14 protein-coding genes and 1 pseudogene are annotated in these 15,755 nt (G+C 66.1%); 7 read left to right on the forward strand and 8 right to left on the reverse strand.

Translation table 11 applies throughout. The features are described 5' to 3' along the window. Positions 1–4 precede the first annotated feature (4 nt). Both CS1BSM3_RS12790 and CS1BSM3_RS12795 read left to right on the forward strand, forming a co-directional pair. Entirely contained in the window at positions 5–838 is an 834-nt protein-coding gene (locus CS1BSM3_RS12790; RefSeq protein WP_072387456.1) for a ParA family protein, read from the forward strand. 49 nt (positions 839–887) lie between these two features. Then, positions 888–1,769, forward strand: a complete 882-nt coding sequence (locus CS1BSM3_RS12795) for a ParB/RepB/Spo0J family partition protein (RefSeq protein WP_072387457.1) — start codon at positions 888–890, stop codon at positions 1,767–1,769. Positions 1,770–1,973: 204 nt separating this feature from the next. On the opposite strand, the gene hisA is transcribed toward CS1BSM3_RS12795, so the two are convergent. The 3 genes from hisA to CS1BSM3_RS12810 all read right to left on the reverse strand — a co-directional run bounded on the left by hisA (position 1,974) and on the right by CS1BSM3_RS12810 (position 4,620). After that, positions 1,974–2,735, reverse strand: a complete 762-nt coding sequence (gene hisA / locus CS1BSM3_RS12800) for a 1-(5-phosphoribosyl)-5-[(5-phosphoribosylamino)methylideneamino]imidazole-4-carboxamide isomerase (protein ID WP_072387458.1) — start codon at positions 2,733–2,735, stop codon at positions 1,974–1,976. Between the two features lie 98 nt (positions 2,736–2,833). Next, positions 2,834–3,697: an HpcH/HpaI aldolase/citrate lyase family protein gene (locus CS1BSM3_RS12805; protein ID WP_210188772.1), complete on the reverse strand. Its 864-nt coding sequence runs from the start codon at positions 3,695–3,697 to the stop codon at positions 2,834–2,836. Between the two features lie 5 nt (positions 3,698–3,702). Further along, the gene (locus CS1BSM3_RS12810) at positions 3,703–4,620 is read right to left on the reverse strand and encodes an SMP-30/gluconolactonase/LRE family protein (RefSeq protein ID WP_072388161.1); all 918 of its coding nucleotides are present in this window, start codon (positions 4,618–4,620) and stop codon (positions 3,703–3,705) included. Positions 4,621–4,777: 157 nt separating this feature from the next. Between CS1BSM3_RS12810 and CS1BSM3_RS12815 the strand changes: the two genes are divergently transcribed. Beyond that, positions 4,778–6,007 carry a CaiB/BaiF CoA transferase family protein gene (locus tag CS1BSM3_RS12815; RefSeq protein ID WP_244540487.1) on the forward strand — a complete coding sequence of 410 codons (1,230 nt, stop codon included), beginning with the start codon at positions 4,778–4,780 and terminating at the stop codon, positions 6,005–6,007. Between the two features lie 24 nt (positions 6,008–6,031). Here CS1BSM3_RS12815 and CS1BSM3_RS12820 read toward each other — a convergent pair. The 3 genes and pseudogenes from CS1BSM3_RS12820 to CS1BSM3_RS12830 all read right to left on the reverse strand — a co-directional run. Then, a pseudogene (locus CS1BSM3_RS12820) lies at positions 6,032–7,108 on the reverse strand (homocysteine S-methyltransferase family protein); the annotation flags it as partial. After that, the gene (metF, locus tag CS1BSM3_RS12825) at positions 7,105–8,043 is read right to left on the reverse strand and encodes a methylenetetrahydrofolate reductase [NAD(P)H] (protein WP_072387460.1); all 939 of its coding nucleotides are present in this window, start codon (positions 8,041–8,043) and stop codon (positions 7,105–7,107) included. The pseudogene CS1BSM3_RS12820 and the gene metF, both read right to left, overlap by 4 nt. Further along, positions 8,043–9,056, reverse strand: a complete 1,014-nt coding sequence (locus tag CS1BSM3_RS12830; RefSeq protein ID WP_072387461.1) for an ArsR/SmtB family transcription factor — start codon at positions 9,054–9,056, stop codon at positions 8,043–8,045. The genes metF and CS1BSM3_RS12830 overlap by 1 nt, the downstream gene beginning before the upstream one ends. A gap of 219 nt (positions 9,057–9,275) precedes the next feature. Between CS1BSM3_RS12830 and CS1BSM3_RS12835 the strand changes: the two genes are divergently transcribed. Beyond that, the gene (locus tag CS1BSM3_RS12835) at positions 9,276–10,508 is read left to right on the forward strand and encodes an MFS transporter (protein WP_174263682.1); all 1,233 of its coding nucleotides are present in this window, start codon (positions 9,276–9,278) and stop codon (positions 10,506–10,508) included. A gap of 3 nt (positions 10,509–10,511) precedes the next feature. Here the strand turns inward: CS1BSM3_RS12835 and CS1BSM3_RS12840 are convergent, their stop codons facing one another. Further along, a complete protein-coding gene (locus CS1BSM3_RS12840) occupies positions 10,512–11,735 on the reverse strand; it encodes an FAD-dependent monooxygenase (protein ID WP_072387462.1) in 1,224 nt (407 codons plus the stop codon). Between the two features lie 79 nt (positions 11,736–11,814). On the opposite strand from CS1BSM3_RS12840, the gene tesB reads away from it, so the two are divergent. From tesB to CS1BSM3_RS12855, 3 genes are all read left to right on the forward strand, one after another. After that, positions 11,815–12,714, forward strand: coding sequence for an acyl-CoA thioesterase II (gene tesB, locus CS1BSM3_RS12845; protein WP_072387463.1), 900 nt, complete (start codon positions 11,815–11,817; stop codon positions 12,712–12,714). A 270-nt stretch (positions 12,715–12,984) separates the two neighbouring features. Continuing rightward, a complete protein-coding gene (locus CS1BSM3_RS12850) occupies positions 12,985–13,323 on the forward strand; it encodes a P-II family nitrogen regulator (protein ID WP_072388167.1) in 339 nt (112 codons plus the stop codon). Between the two features lie 179 nt (positions 13,324–13,502). Continuing rightward, positions 13,503–14,777 (forward strand): ammonium transporter, encoded by a 1,275-nt coding sequence (locus tag CS1BSM3_RS12855; protein ID WP_244540516.1) that lies wholly within the window; start codon positions 13,503–13,505, stop codon positions 14,775–14,777. A gap of 380 nt (positions 14,778–15,157) precedes the next feature. Here the strand turns inward: CS1BSM3_RS12855 and CS1BSM3_RS12860 are convergent, their stop codons facing one another. Beyond that, positions 15,158–15,604 carry a L,D-transpeptidase family protein gene (locus tag CS1BSM3_RS12860; RefSeq protein ID WP_244540488.1) on the reverse strand — a complete coding sequence of 149 codons (447 nt, stop codon included), beginning with the start codon at positions 15,602–15,604 and terminating at the stop codon, positions 15,158–15,160. Positions 15,605–15,755: the final 151 nt, after the last annotated feature.

The raw sequence follows: 15,755 nt of genomic DNA on the forward strand, positions 1-15,755 counted from the left end.
GCCCGTGACTGGCAGATACTCTGGAACGCACGGCCTGCGCATCCTGGCCATCACCAACCAGAAGGGCGGGGTCGGCAAGACCACGACCGCGATCAATCTCGGCACGGCGCTCGCCGCTGTCGGCGAGAACGTGCTCATCATCGATCTCGATCCGCAGGGCAATGCCTCGACCGGCGTCGGGATCGCGCCCGAGGCCCGGCACGTGACGTCCTACGACGTGATGACCGGCCAGGCTTCGCTGAGCGCCGCCCGCCTGCTGACGGCGGTCCCCGGCCTCTCCATCGTTTCGGCGAACGCCGATCTCGTCGGCCTCGAATCCGAGCTGATGGACGATGGTGCCAAACCCTATCGCCTCCGCGATGCCGTCACGGCCCTCATTGCCGATCAGCGCGCGCGTGCCGGCGAGCAGCCTTTCACCTACATCCTGATCGATTGCCCGCCGTCGCTGAACCTGCTGACACTCAATGCGCTCGTCGCGGCGAATGCGGTGCTGGTGCCGGTGCAGTGCGAGTTCTTCGCGCTCGAAGGCATCTCGCAGCTCAAGGACTCGATCGATCAGATCCGTTCGACCCTCAATCCGGGGCTCGAAATCCAGGGCGTGGTTCTCACCATGCACGATGCGCGCACGGCCTTCTCGCGCGAGGTCGCCGAGAACGTGCGCGAGTTCTTCGGACCCAAGGTCTACGACACGATGATCCCGCGAAACATCAAGGTCGCGGAGGCGCCGTCGCACGGCAAGCCGATCCTCCTCTACGACTATGAATGCGCGGGCAGCCAAGCCTACATCCGCCTCGCCACGGAGATCATCGAGCGCGAGCGCCAATACAAGGCGGCTTAGTTCGGTACGCGCGAGGCATGAGAGTTTTCGAGAAAGCGGGGGAAGTTGAATGAATGCGCCATTGCAGAAGAGCAGGCTCGGTCGGGGATTGGCGTCGCTGATCGGCGATGCGCCGGTCACGCAGCCGCGCATTCCGCCCGAAGGCGAGCAGCGCATGGTGCCGATCGAGCAGATCCGCGCCGGCAAGCTCAATCCGCGCAAGACCTTCAAGGAGGACGAGCTCGCGGAACTCGCGGATTCGATCCGCGAGAAGGGTCTCGTGCAGCCGATCCTCGTGCGGCCCGAGCCCGGCAGCAGCAACGGCTATGAGATCGTCGCGGGCGAGCGCCGCTGGCGCGCGTCGCAGCGCGCGGGGCTGCATACGGTGCCCGTCATCGTGCGCGATCTTGCCGATCAGGAAGTGCTCGAGCTCGCGATCATCGAGAACGTCCAGCGCGCCGACCTGAACCCGATCGAAGAAGCCGCCGGCTATCACGAACTGATCGAGCGCTACGCCTACACGCAGGAGCGTCTTGCCGAGGTGATCGGCAAGAGCCGCAGCCATCTTGCGAACACGCTGCGCCTGCTCAAGCTGCCGACGTCCGTGCAGTCGATGGTCGAGAACGGCAAGCTCACTGCGGGCCATGCCCGCGCGCTCGTCGGCCGCGAGGATGCCGAGGCGATGGCCGAGCGCATCATCGAGAGCCAGCTCAATGTGCGCGATGTCGAGGCGCTCGTGCAGGCCGGCACGGAGGCCGTGCAGACCACGCGCCGCGTGCGCGACAAGGATGCCGACACGAAAGCCTTCGAGAAGGAGCTCGCGGACATGCTCGGCCTGAAGGTCGAGATCCGGCGCGGCTCGGGCGAGAGCGGCGTGCTGCAGATCAAGTACGGCAACTTCGATCAGCTCGAATACATTCGCCTGCGCCTGATGGGCGGCCCCCCAGGGTAGCCGCGGGGATTGCTCCGCCGCCATGGCACCACGCCGACGGTGGAGACTTACTTTCGGGCAGGCGGCGGATAACAATGTAAAGCGGCGGCTCTAGCGGGCCGCCGCAAGTCTTTTCAGCGCTCTTCCCCTTCTCCCCGTGCTTAAGGGGAGAAGGTCGGGATGAGGGGCGGCACAATCGCGAACGTCGGCGTATGCCGCCGCCCCTCACCCTGGCCCTCTCCCCGCGCGCGGGGAGAGGGGATTTCCCGCAAGTCGTTTGAGCGCCGCGGCGGGATCAATGCGCCCGTCGTAGAGCGCGCGGCCGGAGATGGCGCCGGCGAGGATCGCGCACTCGGGCGCGAGCAGCGCGTCGATGTCCGCCATGGAGGCGAGCCCGCCCGATGCGATGACCGGGATCGACGTCTCGCGCGCGAGCGCCACCGTGCCCGGCAGGTTCAGCCCCTTGAGCACGCCGTCGCGCTCGATGTCCGTGTAGATGATCGCGGCGACGCCCGCGTCCTCGAAGCGCTTGGCCAGCTCGATGGCCGTCAGCTCGCTCGTCTCGGCCCAGCCCTCGACGGCAACCTTCCCGCCCTTCGCGTCAATGCCGACAGCGACACGGCCCGGGTGCTTCTTGCAGGCTTCGCGCACGAGCGCCGGATTGCGCACCGCGACCGTGCCGAGGATCACGCGCGCGATGCCCTTCCCGAGCCAAGCCTCGATCGTCGCCATGTCGCGGATGCCGCCGCCGAGCTGAGCTGGAATGCTGATGCTCCGGAGGATGCTCTCGACCGCGGCGGCATTCGCCGGCTTGCCCGCGAAGGCGCCGTCCAGATCGACGATGTGTAGATACTTGAAGCCCTGCTGCTCGAAGGTCCGCGCCTGCGCGCCGGGATCGTCATTGAAGACGGTCGCCGAGCTCATCTCGCCGTGCTTGAGGCGGACGCACTGGCCGTCCTTGAGGTCGATCGCCGGAAACAGAATCACGCGAAGCCGTCTTTCTTCTGAACGAAGTTTATTTAACGCAAGTCACACGCAAGGTTCGACCGGCAAGTCGATGCGCCCCCACGCGTTGCGTGCGCTTTCTATGAAACGAGCTTCAGCCGCCGCGCAAGGGCGATGGTGGCGCGGGCCTCGCGGAAGAAGGGCTCGTCGACCATCTGGCCGTCGACCGTGAAGGCGCCCTTGCCGACATTCTCCGGCAACTCACCGGCGGCGAGCACCTTCTGCGCCCACGCGATGTCCTTCTCGCTGGGCGAGAACACGCGATTGGCGATGTCGACCTGGGTCGGGTGGATACAGCTCTTGCCGAGAAAACCCATGGCGAGCGCGTCGCGCGCATCGCGCTCGTAGCCGGCGCGGTCGTTCACGTCGGTCCACACGGTGTCGTATGCCGGCACGCCCGCCTCGGCCGCCGCCATCTTCACGGCGAAGCGCACCGGCCCCAAAGCAGCAGCGTGCCGCTCGATGCGCAGCGGCGCGAAGAGATCCGCGAGGCCGACCTGCAACGCAGCGACGCGCTTGTCCGCGCTCGTGATCTCATAGGCGAGCCTCAGACCCTTCGGGCTTTCGACCGTCGCGAGGATGCCGATCGCACGATCCACGCCTTTGCGCTTTTCCGCCTCCGCGAGCACGCGTACGGCACGGTGCACCTCATCCGCGTTCTCGAGCTTCGGCAGGCTGATGTAGTCGAGGCGCGCGGATACCACCGCATCGACATCCTCCGCGAAGTCCGGGTGTGTTACGCCGTTCGTGCGCACGATCATCAGCTTCCCAAGCTGAATGTCTACGCCGCGCAGGAAATCGCCGATCGCGCGGCGCGCCGCAGGCTTCTGCGCCGGCGCCACACCATCCTCGAGGTCGAAGGTCAGCGCGTCAGCGGCCGAGCGCATGGCCTTCTCGAAGAACTCCGGCCGGCTTCCCGGCACGAACAACTTGGATCGCATCATGGCTTTCAGCTCCGTGAAACCGGGCCGAACATCGGCTTGCCGGCAAATGGCATGTCGGCCACGAGGATGTGGCCGGTCTCGGATTCGGTCATGTAGAGCTGCTTGCCCCTGAAGGCGATGTTCGTGACGAACTGGCCAACGGGCGGCTCGATGAAGTGCGTCGGCCGGCCGAGCCGGTCAAAGCGCCAAACGCCGAGCCCGATATGCGCGACCACGAGCCCGCCTTCCGCATCGAGCGCCATGCCGTCCGGTCCGCCGAGGCCGCCGGAAAGCTGGATCGCCAAGCCGACCTTCGACACGCCGCCATCGATCATCAGCGGGATGCGCCACACGGCATTGCCGCGCGTGACGGCGACGTAGACGACGCGTTCATGCAGATCGAGCACGATGCCGTTCGGGCTCGGGATCGTGTTCACGAGGCAGGTGAGCTGCCCTGCTGCGGTGTAGCGATAGACGCGACCCGTCGGATCATGCAGCCCGGTCTGGCCCTGGTCGGTGAAGTAGAGATCGCCGTTCGCCGCGAAGTGCAGGTCGTTGACGCCCTTGAAGCTCTCGGAGCGGATCGTCTCGATGAGCGGCGTCACCTTTCCGCTCGCCATGTCGAGCGTCATGATCCCGCGCTTGTAGTCCGTGATGAAGGCGCGGCCGTCGGCGTGGAACTTGAGGCCGTTCGGCCAGCCGTCGTACTCCGTCACCTGCGTCCAGGCCCCCGACGACGAGACCTTGAAGATGCGCCCGTGCGGAATGTCGGTGACGACGAGATGCCCATCCGCGTCGAAGCTCGGCCCCTCGAGGAAGCAGTCGACCGGCTGACCTGCCTTGTTGAAGTCGCCCCATTGCGTGCGCTTGGGGCGGCGCAGCTCATCGGGCATGCGCGAGAAGATCTCGGCCCGGATCACCGCGGGCGGCGCAAACAAGTTCATCATCCTCCGCATCTCCCCTGGCACCACATGCGCGCCATGCGCCCACCGTCTCCGCAGGAGACTTGGCGGGCCAAGCCGCGTCGTGCTCTATATTCTCTGAGTTCAGCGGGCATCAAATGGCCCCCTGCTGTAGGTGTCAAGAAACGCGAGGCGCTGCATGACAGCCCCGCCCGCCAGGGAGATGATCGCTGCCATGCCCGCCAATGATTTGCCGCTCGCCGGTGTCCGCGTGGTCGAGTTCTGCCACGTCATCATGGGCCCGACCTGCGGCCTCATTCTCGGTGATCTCGGCGCGGACGTGATCAAGGTCGAGCCCGCCCCCAATGGCGACAACACGCGGCGCATGGTCGGCTCGGGCGCGGGCTTCTTCGCGACCTACAACCGCAACAAACGCTCGCTTGCCCTCGACATGAAGACGCCTGAAGGCATGGAGATCGCGAAGAGGCTCATCGCGTCCGCCGACGTGCTCACCGAGAACTTCCGCCCCGGCGCCATGGACGCGCTCGGCCTCGGCTATGAGGAACTGAAGAAATCACACGAGCGCCTCGTTTACTGCTCACTGAAGGGCTTTCTCTCCGGCCCCTACGACAAACGCGCAGCCCTCGATGAGGTCGTGCAGATGATGGCGGGCCTCGCCTACATGACGGGCCCGCTCGGCCAGCCGCTTCGCGCCGGCGCTTCAGTCAATGACGTCATGGGCGGCATGTTTGCCGCGATCGGCATCCTTGCGGCGCTGCGTGAGCGCGATAGCACCGGCAAAGGGCAGCTCGTTCAGAGCGCCCTGTATGAGAACTGCGCGTTTCTTGTCGGCCAGCACATGATGCAGTACGTCGTTACAGGCACGCCCGCGGCCCCAATGCCGCAGCGTCTCCAGGCCGCCTGGGGAATTTACAATGTGTTCGACTGCGCGGACGGCCAGCTCTTCCTTGCCGTCGTGACCGAAACGCAATGGAAGATCTTCTGCGACGAGTTTGGCTTCGCTCACCTCCTGGCGGACGAGCGGCTGAAGACCAACGCCATGCGGGCGAATAATCGCGATGTTTTTCTGCCCTACGTCCGCGAGCAATTCGCGCAGTGGAAGCGCGACGACCTCGAAGCAAAGGTTGCTGCCGCGGGCCTACCCTATGCGCCAATCGCCAAGCCGCATGAGCTGTTCGACGATCCGCACTTGAACGAATCCGGCGGGCTCTTGCCGGTGACGCTTCCGGATGGCACCGAGACCGTGACACCCGCGTTGCCGATCGAGCTCGGAGGCCGCCGCCTCGGCACACGTCTCAACCCGCCGAAGATCAGCGAGCACGGCCGCGAGATCCTTGAAGAGCTTGGATACGGCGCCGACGCCTCCAGCGATCTCATCGCGCGCGGGATCGTCGCCGAGATGAAGTAGTGCTCTTGCTCACGCCCCGTGCACGAAGGGCTCGAGGCCCGAGAGCCGCATGCGCTGCTCGATCTTCGCGGGCTTCCTCGGCGGATGCTTCTCGACGTGCTCGCGGATGTGGCGGATGTGATCCGGCGTCGAGCCGCAGCAACCGCCGACGACGTTGAGCAGGCCATCGCGCGCCCAAGGCTCGATCTGGCAGGACATGTCGTGCGGCGTCTCGTCGTACTCGCCCATGGCATTCGGCAAGCCAGCGTTCGGATAGGCCGAGACGAGCGTATCCGCGACGTGCGCCAGTTCCGCGATGTACGGCCGCATCATCTCCGCACCGAGCGCGCAGTTGAGCCCGATCGAGAACGGCTTCAGATGCCGCATGGAGTACCAGAAGGCCTCCGCCGTCTGGCCCGAGAGCGTGCGCCCCGAGCGATCCGTGATGGTCCCCGAGATCATGATCGGTAACTCGACGCCCTTCTCGTCGTACACGTCGAGCACCGCGACACCGGCCGCCTTCGCATTGAGCGTATCGAAGATCGTCTCGATGATCAGGATGTCCGAGCCGCCATCGATGAGCCCGCGCACCTGCTCCGAATAGGCCTCGTGCAGCTCGTCGAAGGAGACATTGCGGAAGCCCGGATTGTTCACATCCGGCGAGATCGAGGCCGTGCGGTTGGTCGGCCCGATGGCGCCCGCGACCCATCGTGGATGCTCGGGCGTCGAGAATTTATCCGCGGCCGCCCGTGCGATCTTCGCCGCCTCGAAGTTGATCTCGTAGGCGAGCGGCTCCATGGCGTAGTCAGCGAGCGAGATGCGCTGCGCGTTGAACGTGTTCGTCTCGATGATGTCGGCGCCGGCTTCGAGATACTGCTCGTGGATCTTCTGAATGATCGCGGGTTGCGTCAGCACGAGGAGGTCGTTGTTACCTTTGACGTCCTTCGGATGATTGGCGAAGCGCGCGCCGCGATAGGCCGCCTCGTCCAGCTTGTACTGCTGGATCATCGTGCCCATGGCGCCATCGATGATCAGAATGCGCTCGCGCGAAGCCTGATGAAGCTCGACGATGCGCGCCTCCCGCTGGCGCGGATCCACGGGACTTGGGTTGGCGTCGTTCATGCTGCACCTTTGGCAACGACCGATCCTGCGCCTGTCGACTGCGGCCGCAACCCGAGCAGGTGGCAGATGGCGTAGACGAGATCGGCGCGGTTCAGCGTGTAGAAGTGGAACTGGCGGATGCCTTCATCGACCAGATCGATCACCTGCTCGGCAGCGACGGCCGCCGCGACGAGATGCGTGGTCGCAGGGTCGTCGTCGAGGCCCTCGTAGCGGCGCGCGAGCCACGCCGGCACGCTCGCGCCTGTCCGCGCGGCGAAACCCGAGACCTGCTTGAAGTTGTGAATGGGTACGATGCCCGGCACGATCGGCGCCCAGATGCCGCGTTTGCGGGCCGCTTCGAGATAGCGCAGAAAATGCGCATTATCGAAGAAGAACTGCGTGATCGCGCGGTCGGCACCCGCATCGATCTTGGCCTTGAGCGTGTCGAGATCGACGTCGACGGTCGCGCTCTCGGGATGCTTCTCGGGATAGGCGCTGACGGAGACGTCGAAAGCGCCGATCGCCTTGATGCCGCGTACGAGATCCGCCGTGCTCTGGTATCCGCCCGGATGCGGCTCGTAGCGCGCGCCGACACCCGCGGCCGGATCGCCACGCAGCGCCACAATGCGGCGGACGCCGGCATCCCAATACTCGCGCACGACCTCGTCGACTTCCTCGCGCGTCGCGCCGACACAGGTGAGATGCGCCGCGGGTGCGAGCTTCGTCTCCTGGACGATGCGGGCCACCGTCGCGTGCGTGCGCTCGCGCGTCGAGCCGCCCGCGCCGTACGTGACGGAGACGAACTCCGGCGCCAGGGGCTCGAGGCGGCGGATCGACGTCCAGAGCGCCTCTTCCATGCGCTCGGTCTTCGGCGGAAAGAACTCGAAGGAAACGGTGATCTCGCCGTCGCCGACGAGGCGGCTCCGCCGCTCGTGCAATTGCTGGACTGACTTCATCACCCGACAACCTCTACCTTTGAAATGCGCTCTGTCTGCCGGCTGTGGGCGTGCACGCGCAGGCGCTCCGCCGTCCACAGCATCACGGTCAGCTTTCCTTCGGGATCTCCCGCTTCAGGCGCGAGCTTGTTGACCGAAAGGACCTTCAGTCCGCTCTCCTGAAGCCACAGCTCCACTTGGGCGGGTGGGAATCCGAGGCGCTCGTGCGCCTGGCTCTCGCGCAGGAACTCGAGCTCGTGCGGGGCGAAGTCCACGATCAGCAGCCGTCCGCCCGGCTCCAGGATGCGCGCCGCCTCGCGAATGGCCTGCGCGGGATCACTGAGGAAGTGCAGCACCTGGTGCACGACCACGGCATCGGCGCTGCCATCCTCGAGACCGAGGTCGTAGAGATCGCCGTGGCGCACGCGCGCGTGGGCGACGCCCGCCGCCGTGAGCTTCGCGCGCGCATAGGCGAGCATGGCGTGGTTGATGTCGATGCCCGTGCCGCGCTCGAAGCGATCGGCAAAGAGCTGCAGGACGCGGCCCGTGCCGGTGCCCGCATCGACGAAATGACGGAACGGCCCGGCACCAAGCGCCGCACGCATCGCCGTCTCGACGGCACTCTCGGTCACGTGCAGCGAGCGGATCTCGTCCCACTGCGCGGCGTGTGACTCGAAATAGGTCTGCGCGGCTGCCTCGCGTTCGCGCTTCACGGCCTCGGCGCGGTTGCGGTCGCGCTGGAGCTGGGCATCGGCCAGATCGACGCTCTCGAGGAGGCGGCGCGCGAGCGCGCCCGCAGGCCCCGCGACGACGAGCTGGAAGTAGGCCCAGCTCCCTTCGCGCGTGCGCTCGATGAGGCCCGCTTCGGCGAGCAGCTTGAGGTGACGGCTGATGCGCGGTTGGCTCTGGCCGAGGATGCGCGTCAGGTCCTTGACGTTGAGTTCGCTGACCGCAAGCAGCAGCAGAATGCGCAGCCGCGTCGGCTCCGCGGCCGCTTTCAGGATGGTGACGACGCTCTGCGAGGACAGCGACATTGGGGCCCTTCTCCGGCTTCACTGCCGAGGGTCCTGAAATCATATAAAGATATCTTTATGTGTCAAGCGCCTTGCCGATCGGCTTTCCCGCAGACCGGCCTTACCGGACCAGGCGTTGACCAGCGCGGCGACCGTGCGCACGGTGCGGACAAGGCCACAAGGCGCACCCGAAGGCCCGCTCCGGCGGGGAAGCCCGCAGAGATCCAAAGGACCAGCACGTTGCCGGCGATCCATCTCCTCGGCTGGGCCACGGGTGCCCTGTTCTTCTTCTATGCCTGGATCCTGCGGGTCGCGCCGAGCGTCATGATCGACGAGATGATGCGCGACCTCGCCGTCGGCGGCGCTGTGATCGGCAATCTCTCGGCCGTGTACTTCTTCGGATATGCGGGCATGCAGGTCCCGGTCGGGATGCTGATCGACCGCTTCGGCCCGCGCCGCCTCATGACCATGGCCGCCCTCGGCTGCGTCGCCGGTTGCGCCATCTTCGCGCTCAGCGCCGGCATCTCGGGCGTCGCGGTCGGCCGCTTCGTCATCGGCGCGGCGGCGGCTTTCAGTCTGGTCGGCGCCATGGCGGTCGCGGGGCTGTGGTTCCCCGCCCAGCGCTTCGCACTCCTTTCAGGCCTCGCCATGATGATGGGGATGCTCGGCGGCGTGTTCGGCCAGGCGCCCTTCCGGCTCGTGGTCGAGGCCCTCGACTGGCGGGGCGCCATCCTCGCGCTCGCCATGGGCGGTGTGGGCCTCGCGGTGGCGGCCTGGGCAACGGTTCGCGACCGCCCGCACGAGGCGAGAGCGTCCGCGCCGATGCTCGCCGGCCTCGGGCGCGTTGCCCGCAATCGCCAGACCTGGCTCATCGCCATCGCGGGCCTCGGCACGACAGGACCCCTGCTCGGCTTTGCCGGCCTGTGGGGTGTTCCCTATTTCGTCACGACGCTTGGCATCGACCGGACCGCCGCGGCGTCGATCACCTCGACCGTGTTCCTCGGCTGGGCATTGGGCGCGCCGCTCATCGGCTGGGCCTCGGACCGCATAGGCCGTCGCCGCTCGCCATTCATTGCGGGGCTCGTCGTCTGCATTGCCGCCATGTCCGTCATTCTCTATGTGCCTGGTCTGTCGGTGCCCGCGCTGATGGCGCTCTGCTTCATCTGCGGGTTTGGCGGCGCATCGCAGATCGTCGGTTTCGCTGCCGCGCGCGAGAACAACCCGCCGGCGCTCAGCGCCACCGCCATCGGGCTGGTGAACGGCCTCGTGACTGGTGCGGGCGCGCTCTTCCAGCCCTTGCTCGGCTGGCTGCTCGATCTGAATTGGAAAGGCGAGATGGCTGCCGGGGCGCGGCTCTACGATGCAGGCGCCTACAGAACTGCGCTCAGCGTCATCATCGTCGGCTGCGTCATCGGCTTCCTCTGCACACTCGCCATGCGCGAGACCTACTGCCGGCCATTGGAGCAGCAGTAGCCGTCAAATCGCCAGCGCCTCACCCTTCAGCAGCTTCGGCACCTCGCCTGTCAGGCCCGCCGCTTCGCCGACGAGCGCGCGCTTGAGGCCGGGCATACGATCGACAATCCCGAGACCCGCATCGCGCACGGAGCGCAGCAGTGCATTGTCCTGCGAGAAGAGCGCATTGAGCGCGCTGAAGGCTGCCGCCGAGGCCGCGCCATCGAAGCGCCGCCAGCGCGCGTAGCGCTCGAGCGCCGTCGCATCGCCCACATCGAGGCCAACCCGCACCGCATCCACGAGGCACTCGCTCAGTGCCGCTACATCGCGCAGGCCGAGATTGAGGCCCTGCCCGGCGATCGGATGCACACCACGCGCGGCATCTCCCGCGAGCGCGAATCGCGGTGCGATCAGCTCGCGCGCGAGATGCATGGCGAGCGGCCAGCTTCCGCGCGGCCCGGCAAGTTCGAGCGCGCCGAGCCGGTGGCCGAAGCGCTTCTCGAGCTCGCTGAGAAATCCTGCATCATCGAGCGCGAGAATGCGCGCGGCCTCGCCGGCTTCTTCCGTCCAGGTCACGCACGCGCGATTGCCGGTCAGCGGCAGGATCGCGAATGGTCCGCCAGGAAGAAAATGCTGGACAGCGTGGCCACCGTGCGGGCGCTCGTGCCGAACCGTCGTGACGATGCCTGTCTGCTCGTAGCGCCAATCCACCGTCTTGATGCCGGCGGCCGTGCGCAGCGGCGAATTGCGGCCGTCGCAGGCGACGACGAGGCCCGCGTTCAATGACCGGCCATCGGCAAGCTGCACGGCGACACCACTTGCGTCCGCAGCCAGGCCGGTCGCCGTCGCGGAAATTTGCGTGACGCCTGCAACCCCCGCCAAGGCCGCCATCGCTGCCCGCTGGAGCGCATCCGCAGGCACGATCCACATGCCCGGCTCGCCCTCGGCGACAGCGGTGTCATAGCTCAGCAGGATCGGCCGGATGGCGTCAGTCAGGCTCGAATCCGTGATGTCGATGCCGCTGACCGGCTGAGCCTCACCAGCCACCGCGCTCCAGATGCCAACCGCCTCCAGCAGCCGACGCGAGCCGGCCGAGAGCGCGTAGCTCCGCGGATCCGCCCGGCCAGCGGCCCCGCCGGCATCGAGCAGGGCAATCCGGGCATCGCGACCGAAGACCCCGGCAAGCGTGCGCGCGAGGACGAGCCCGGTCAGCCCCCCGCCCGCAATGACAACGTCATGATCGCGCATTCAGCGCTCCAACTTTATGCTGTAGTGCGTACACCGAATTGCGACCCGCCCTGCCAACGATCCCGAGGATGCCGCCACCATGGCCAGAAAGAAAGCGTCCGAGTCCAGCGCCGTCGATGATCTCGTCTCTATACTGGACCTCGAGCGGCTGGAGCAGAACCTGTTCCGTGGTCGCGGGCCCAAAGCCGGCTGGCAGCGCGTCTATGGTGGGCAGGTGCTCGGCCAGGCTCTTGTCGCGGCCGTCCGCACGGTGCCGGAGGAGCGCGTCGCACATTCGGCGCACGCCTATTTCCTGCTCCCCGGCGATCCGGCCGAGCCGATCATCTACGACGTCGAGCGGATCCGGGATGGCGGCAGCTTCACCACGCGGCGTGTGAAAGGCATCCAGCACGGCCGCGCCATGTTCGCCATGAGCGTCTCGTTTCACAAGCACGAGGAGGGGTTCGACCACCACGCGCCGATGCCGGAAGCCCCCGCGCCCGAGGATCTCCCCAATGAGCAAGACCTCAAGGAGCGGATGCTCGACAAGCTCCCGGAGAACATGCGCCGCTATTGGGAGCGCGAGCGGCCGATCGAGATCCGCCCCGTCGATGTCTCCCGCTATTTCGCCCGCGACAAGCGCGAGCCGCGCCAGCTCATCTGGATGCGTGCGACCAAGCCGCTCCCCGATTCCTTCCCGCTCCACCAGTGCGTGCTGGCCTATGCCTCGGACTTCACACTGCTCGACACGGCGCTGATCGCCCATGGCAAGCTGATGTTCGACAAGGATCTCCAGCTCGCGAGCCTCGACCACTCCATGTGGTTCCACCGGCCATTCCGCGCCGACGAATGGCTCCTCTATGCCCAGGACAGTCCCTCGGCGTTCGGCGCGCGCGGCTTCTGCCGGGGAAGTGTTTTCACCCGCGACGGGCTGCTGGTCGCCTCGACGACCCAGGAAGGCCTGATGCGCCGCCAGCCGACCGGATTTGTGGTCAGCTAGCCCGACCCGAACTGTGAGTCGCATTCGAGGCCCGGCGCTTTAGCGGGCAAAACTGCCGTTTTGCCTGTTTTCCCGGCAATTATGATTGCCCAAATGGCTATCTTCTGCCCCCAGACGTCACATTAGTGCCATATATTTCAACGGCTTAATCGTTCCTCTCCAAATTGGCACGCCCCTTGAGTCTTAACCAAAGCCTGCTCTCCGCAGGCCTTGGAACGCGCACGTCTGCTGCTTCGTCGGGGGTGTGCCAAGACGCGAGGTCGGATGGCCATGAAGCTGATTACTGCGATCATTAAACCGTTCAAGCTCGAGGAGGTGCGGTCCGCGCTGACGGACCTCGGGCTGCAGGGCATGACGGTGTCCGAGGTCAAGGGGTATGGCCGCCAAAAAGGGCATACCGAGATCTATCGCGGCGCCGAGTACGCCGTGAACTTCCTTCCCAAGATCAAGATCGAGGTCGCCGTCACCTCGGCCGAGGTCGACAAGGCAGTCGCCGCCATCGCTAACGCCGCCAAAACCGGCCAGATCGGCGACGGCAAGATCTTCGTCTCTCCGATCGAGCACACGCTGCGCATTCGAACCGGCGAGACGGACGACAACGCTCTCTAGGAGACCCGACGCCGCGCCCGCCACTTGCCGGCCTGCCATGGCAGACGGGGGAGCAGTTCGGCTGGCGCGTCGACCTCGATGAAGCTCAAACCTCAAACCGGACTGGTGGCAGGAATAGACCCATGAAGACATGCATTCGTAAGATAACCAGCGTTGCGGCGATGACCGCCGCATGGGCCATGGTCAACATGACCACCGCGCTGCCCGCGCTGGCTCAGGCCGCCGAAACGAAGCCCACGCCGACGCTCAATTCTGGCGATACGGCATGGATGCTCACGTCGACCGTGCTCGTCCTGATGATGACGATCCCCGGCCTTGCACTCTTCTACAGCGGCATGGTCCGCAAGAAGAACGCGCTCGCAACCGTCATGCAGTCGTTCGCGGCTGCCTGCCTCCTCTCCATTGTCTGGATGGTCGTCGGCTACTCGATCGCTTTCGGCGATGGCGGTGCGCTCAATGCATATATGGGTGGCTTCGAGAAGATGTTCCTCGCGAGCATCGGCAAGGAGTCTCTGCAGGGAACGATTCCTGAGTCGGTGTTCGCGACGTTCCAGATGACGTTCGCGATCATCACGCCGGCCCTGATCGCCGGCGCGGTCGCCGACCGGATGAAGTTCTCGAGCTTCCTCGTCTTCATCACGCTGTGGCTGATCTTCGTCTACGCGCCGATCTGCCACTGGGTCTGGGGCGGCGGCTTCCTCGGCAAGGACGGCGTTCTCGACTTCGCCGGCGGCACGGTCGTGCACATCAACTCGGGCATCGCCGGCCTCGTTGCTGCGCTCGTCCTTGGCCGTCGTCGCGGCTATGGCGCGGAGAACATGGCGCCGCACAATCTCGTCTACACCGCAATGGGCGCGGCCTTCCTGTGGGTCGGCTGGTTCGGCTTCAATGCGGGCTCGGCCGCTGCTGCCAACGACTCGGCCGGCATGGCCATGCTCGTGACGCAGATTGCAGCCGCCGCGGCCGCTCTCGCCTGGATGTTCTCGGAGTGGATGACGCACGGCAAGCCCAGCATTCTCGGTATTGCCTCGGGTGCTGTTGCCGGTCTCGTCGCCATCACGCCGGCTGCGGGCTTCGTCGATCCGAAGGGCGCGCTGGTTCTCGGCCTCGCCGCGGGCGTCGTGTGCTTCATCGCTTCGACGGGCATCAAGCGCGCGCTCGGCTATGACGACAGCCTCGACGTGTTCGGTATCCACGGCATCGGCGGCATCGTCGGTGCACTCCTCACCGGTGTGTTCGCGGTCGAGGCGATCGGCGGCACCAAGGGTGTGCTCGAGGGCAACGTCGGCCAGCTCTGGATCCAGTTCTACGGCATCGTCGCCACGATCGTGTGGTGCGCGGTGGCGACCTTCGTGATCCTCATGATCATCCGGGTCACCATGGGCCTCCGTGTCGACGAGCAGACCGAGGTCGAGGGTCTCGACATCCGCCTGCATGGCGAGGTCGTGCCCTGAGGCTGAGTTCCGGATGCCTTCCGTCGGCATCCGGTCCGCTTCTTGACCCGTACTTTGTTGGGACCGTGCTAGCGTGATGATCGAGAAATTCGCCAGGTTTCGCGGAACCGTGCCGAGCGAATTTCTCGATCTGAGTCACACTAGAGAAATTCCGACACTAGTGTCCCTTTTGGTTCCGAAGTTCGCTCGGGACGCCAGTACTGAGGTGTGGCGAACTTCGGAACCGGGACACTAGGAACGGTCCCAATCTCCTCTCAAACATCCCGGCGAGACGACCTTCTTCCCGGGCGCCGGACGGTACCGCACCCTTGCGGTGCCGGACCGCGGGGCCTGAGCCGATTGCTCCCCCAGTGTCGTCGCTCACCCCGCGGTCTTTTTGCTCACGCGATCGCGATGCATGTGTTGCGCCCCGCCGCCGCAAGCACCAGGAGCAGGTGGCGCGGCGCAAGCGCAATGCACCCCTCGGTCGGGGCATATCCCGGCCGGGCCAGATGCACGAAGATGGCGCTGCCCGCCCCCTGCATCCGTGGGCGCCGGTTATGGTCCAACACGACGATCACGTCGTAGAGCGCGTCCAGGCGCCAGAGGCGCTCGGCACTTGCAGGATAAGGATGGCGCACCCAGCGATTGTAGTTTCTGTCACCTACGGCGTCGCACCATCCGTCGTCCGCCTTCAGCGGGCGCACGGGCAGGGCCGTTCTCGGCCGCTGTCGGCGGTCCGCCCGGTAGAGCACCAGCACCGGCCGCCATATTCCGCTCGGCGTCGCACCATCGCCCTCGCGCTTGATGGCCGATCGTCCGCTTCGTCCGAGTGCGCACGGAAGCATGAGCGAGCCGAGCCTGAGCCAGCCCTGCGCGGCCCCCCGAGAGCGCGCAGCAACCCAGATTCGGGAGCCGGAACAACGTGCCATATCTCTGGAATGGCAAGTCTCCTGACGCCGGATTGCCATCTTTGCCTCGATAGCTGTTTCCATTGGG

Source organism: Hyphomicrobium sp. CS1BSMeth3, from assembly GCF_900117415.1.
Classification (GTDB): domain Bacteria; phylum Pseudomonadota; class Alphaproteobacteria; order Rhizobiales; family Hyphomicrobiaceae.

Coding starts and splice junctions, on each gene's coding strand:
- CS1BSM3_RS12795 (WP_072387457.1), top strand. CDS start 888: ATGAATGCGCCATTGCAGAAGAGCAGGCTCGGTCGGGGATTGGCGTCG.
- CS1BSM3_RS12805 (WP_210188772.1), bottom strand. CDS start 3,697: ATGATGCGATCCAAGTTGTTCGTGCCGGGAAGCCGGCCGGAGTTCTTC.
- CS1BSM3_RS12810 (WP_072388161.1), bottom strand. CDS start 4,620: ATGAACTTGTTTGCGCCGCCCGCGGTGATCCGGGCCGAGATCTTCTCG.
- CS1BSM3_RS12815 (WP_244540487.1), top strand. CDS start 4,778: ATGACAGCCCCGCCCGCCAGGGAGATGATCGCTGCCATGCCCGCCAAT.
- metF (WP_072387460.1), bottom strand. CDS start 8,043: ATGAAGTCAGTCCAGCAATTGCACGAGCGGCGGAGCCGCCTCGTCGGC.
- CS1BSM3_RS12830 (WP_072387461.1), bottom strand. CDS start 9,056: ATGTCGCTGTCCTCGCAGAGCGTCGTCACCATCCTGAAAGCGGCCGCG.
- CS1BSM3_RS12840 (WP_072387462.1), bottom strand. CDS start 11,735: ATGCGCGATCATGACGTTGTCATTGCGGGCGGGGGGCTGACCGGGCTC.
- tesB (WP_072387463.1), top strand. CDS start 11,815: ATGGCCAGAAAGAAAGCGTCCGAGTCCAGCGCCGTCGATGATCTCGTC.
- CS1BSM3_RS12850 (WP_072388167.1), top strand. CDS start 12,985: ATGAAGCTGATTACTGCGATCATTAAACCGTTCAAGCTCGAGGAGGTG.
- CS1BSM3_RS12855 (WP_244540516.1), top strand. CDS start 13,503: ATGGTCAACATGACCACCGCGCTGCCCGCGCTGGCTCAGGCCGCCGAA.
- CS1BSM3_RS12860 (WP_244540488.1), bottom strand. CDS start 15,604: ATGCTTCCGTGCGCACTCGGACGAAGCGGACGATCGGCCATCAAGCGC.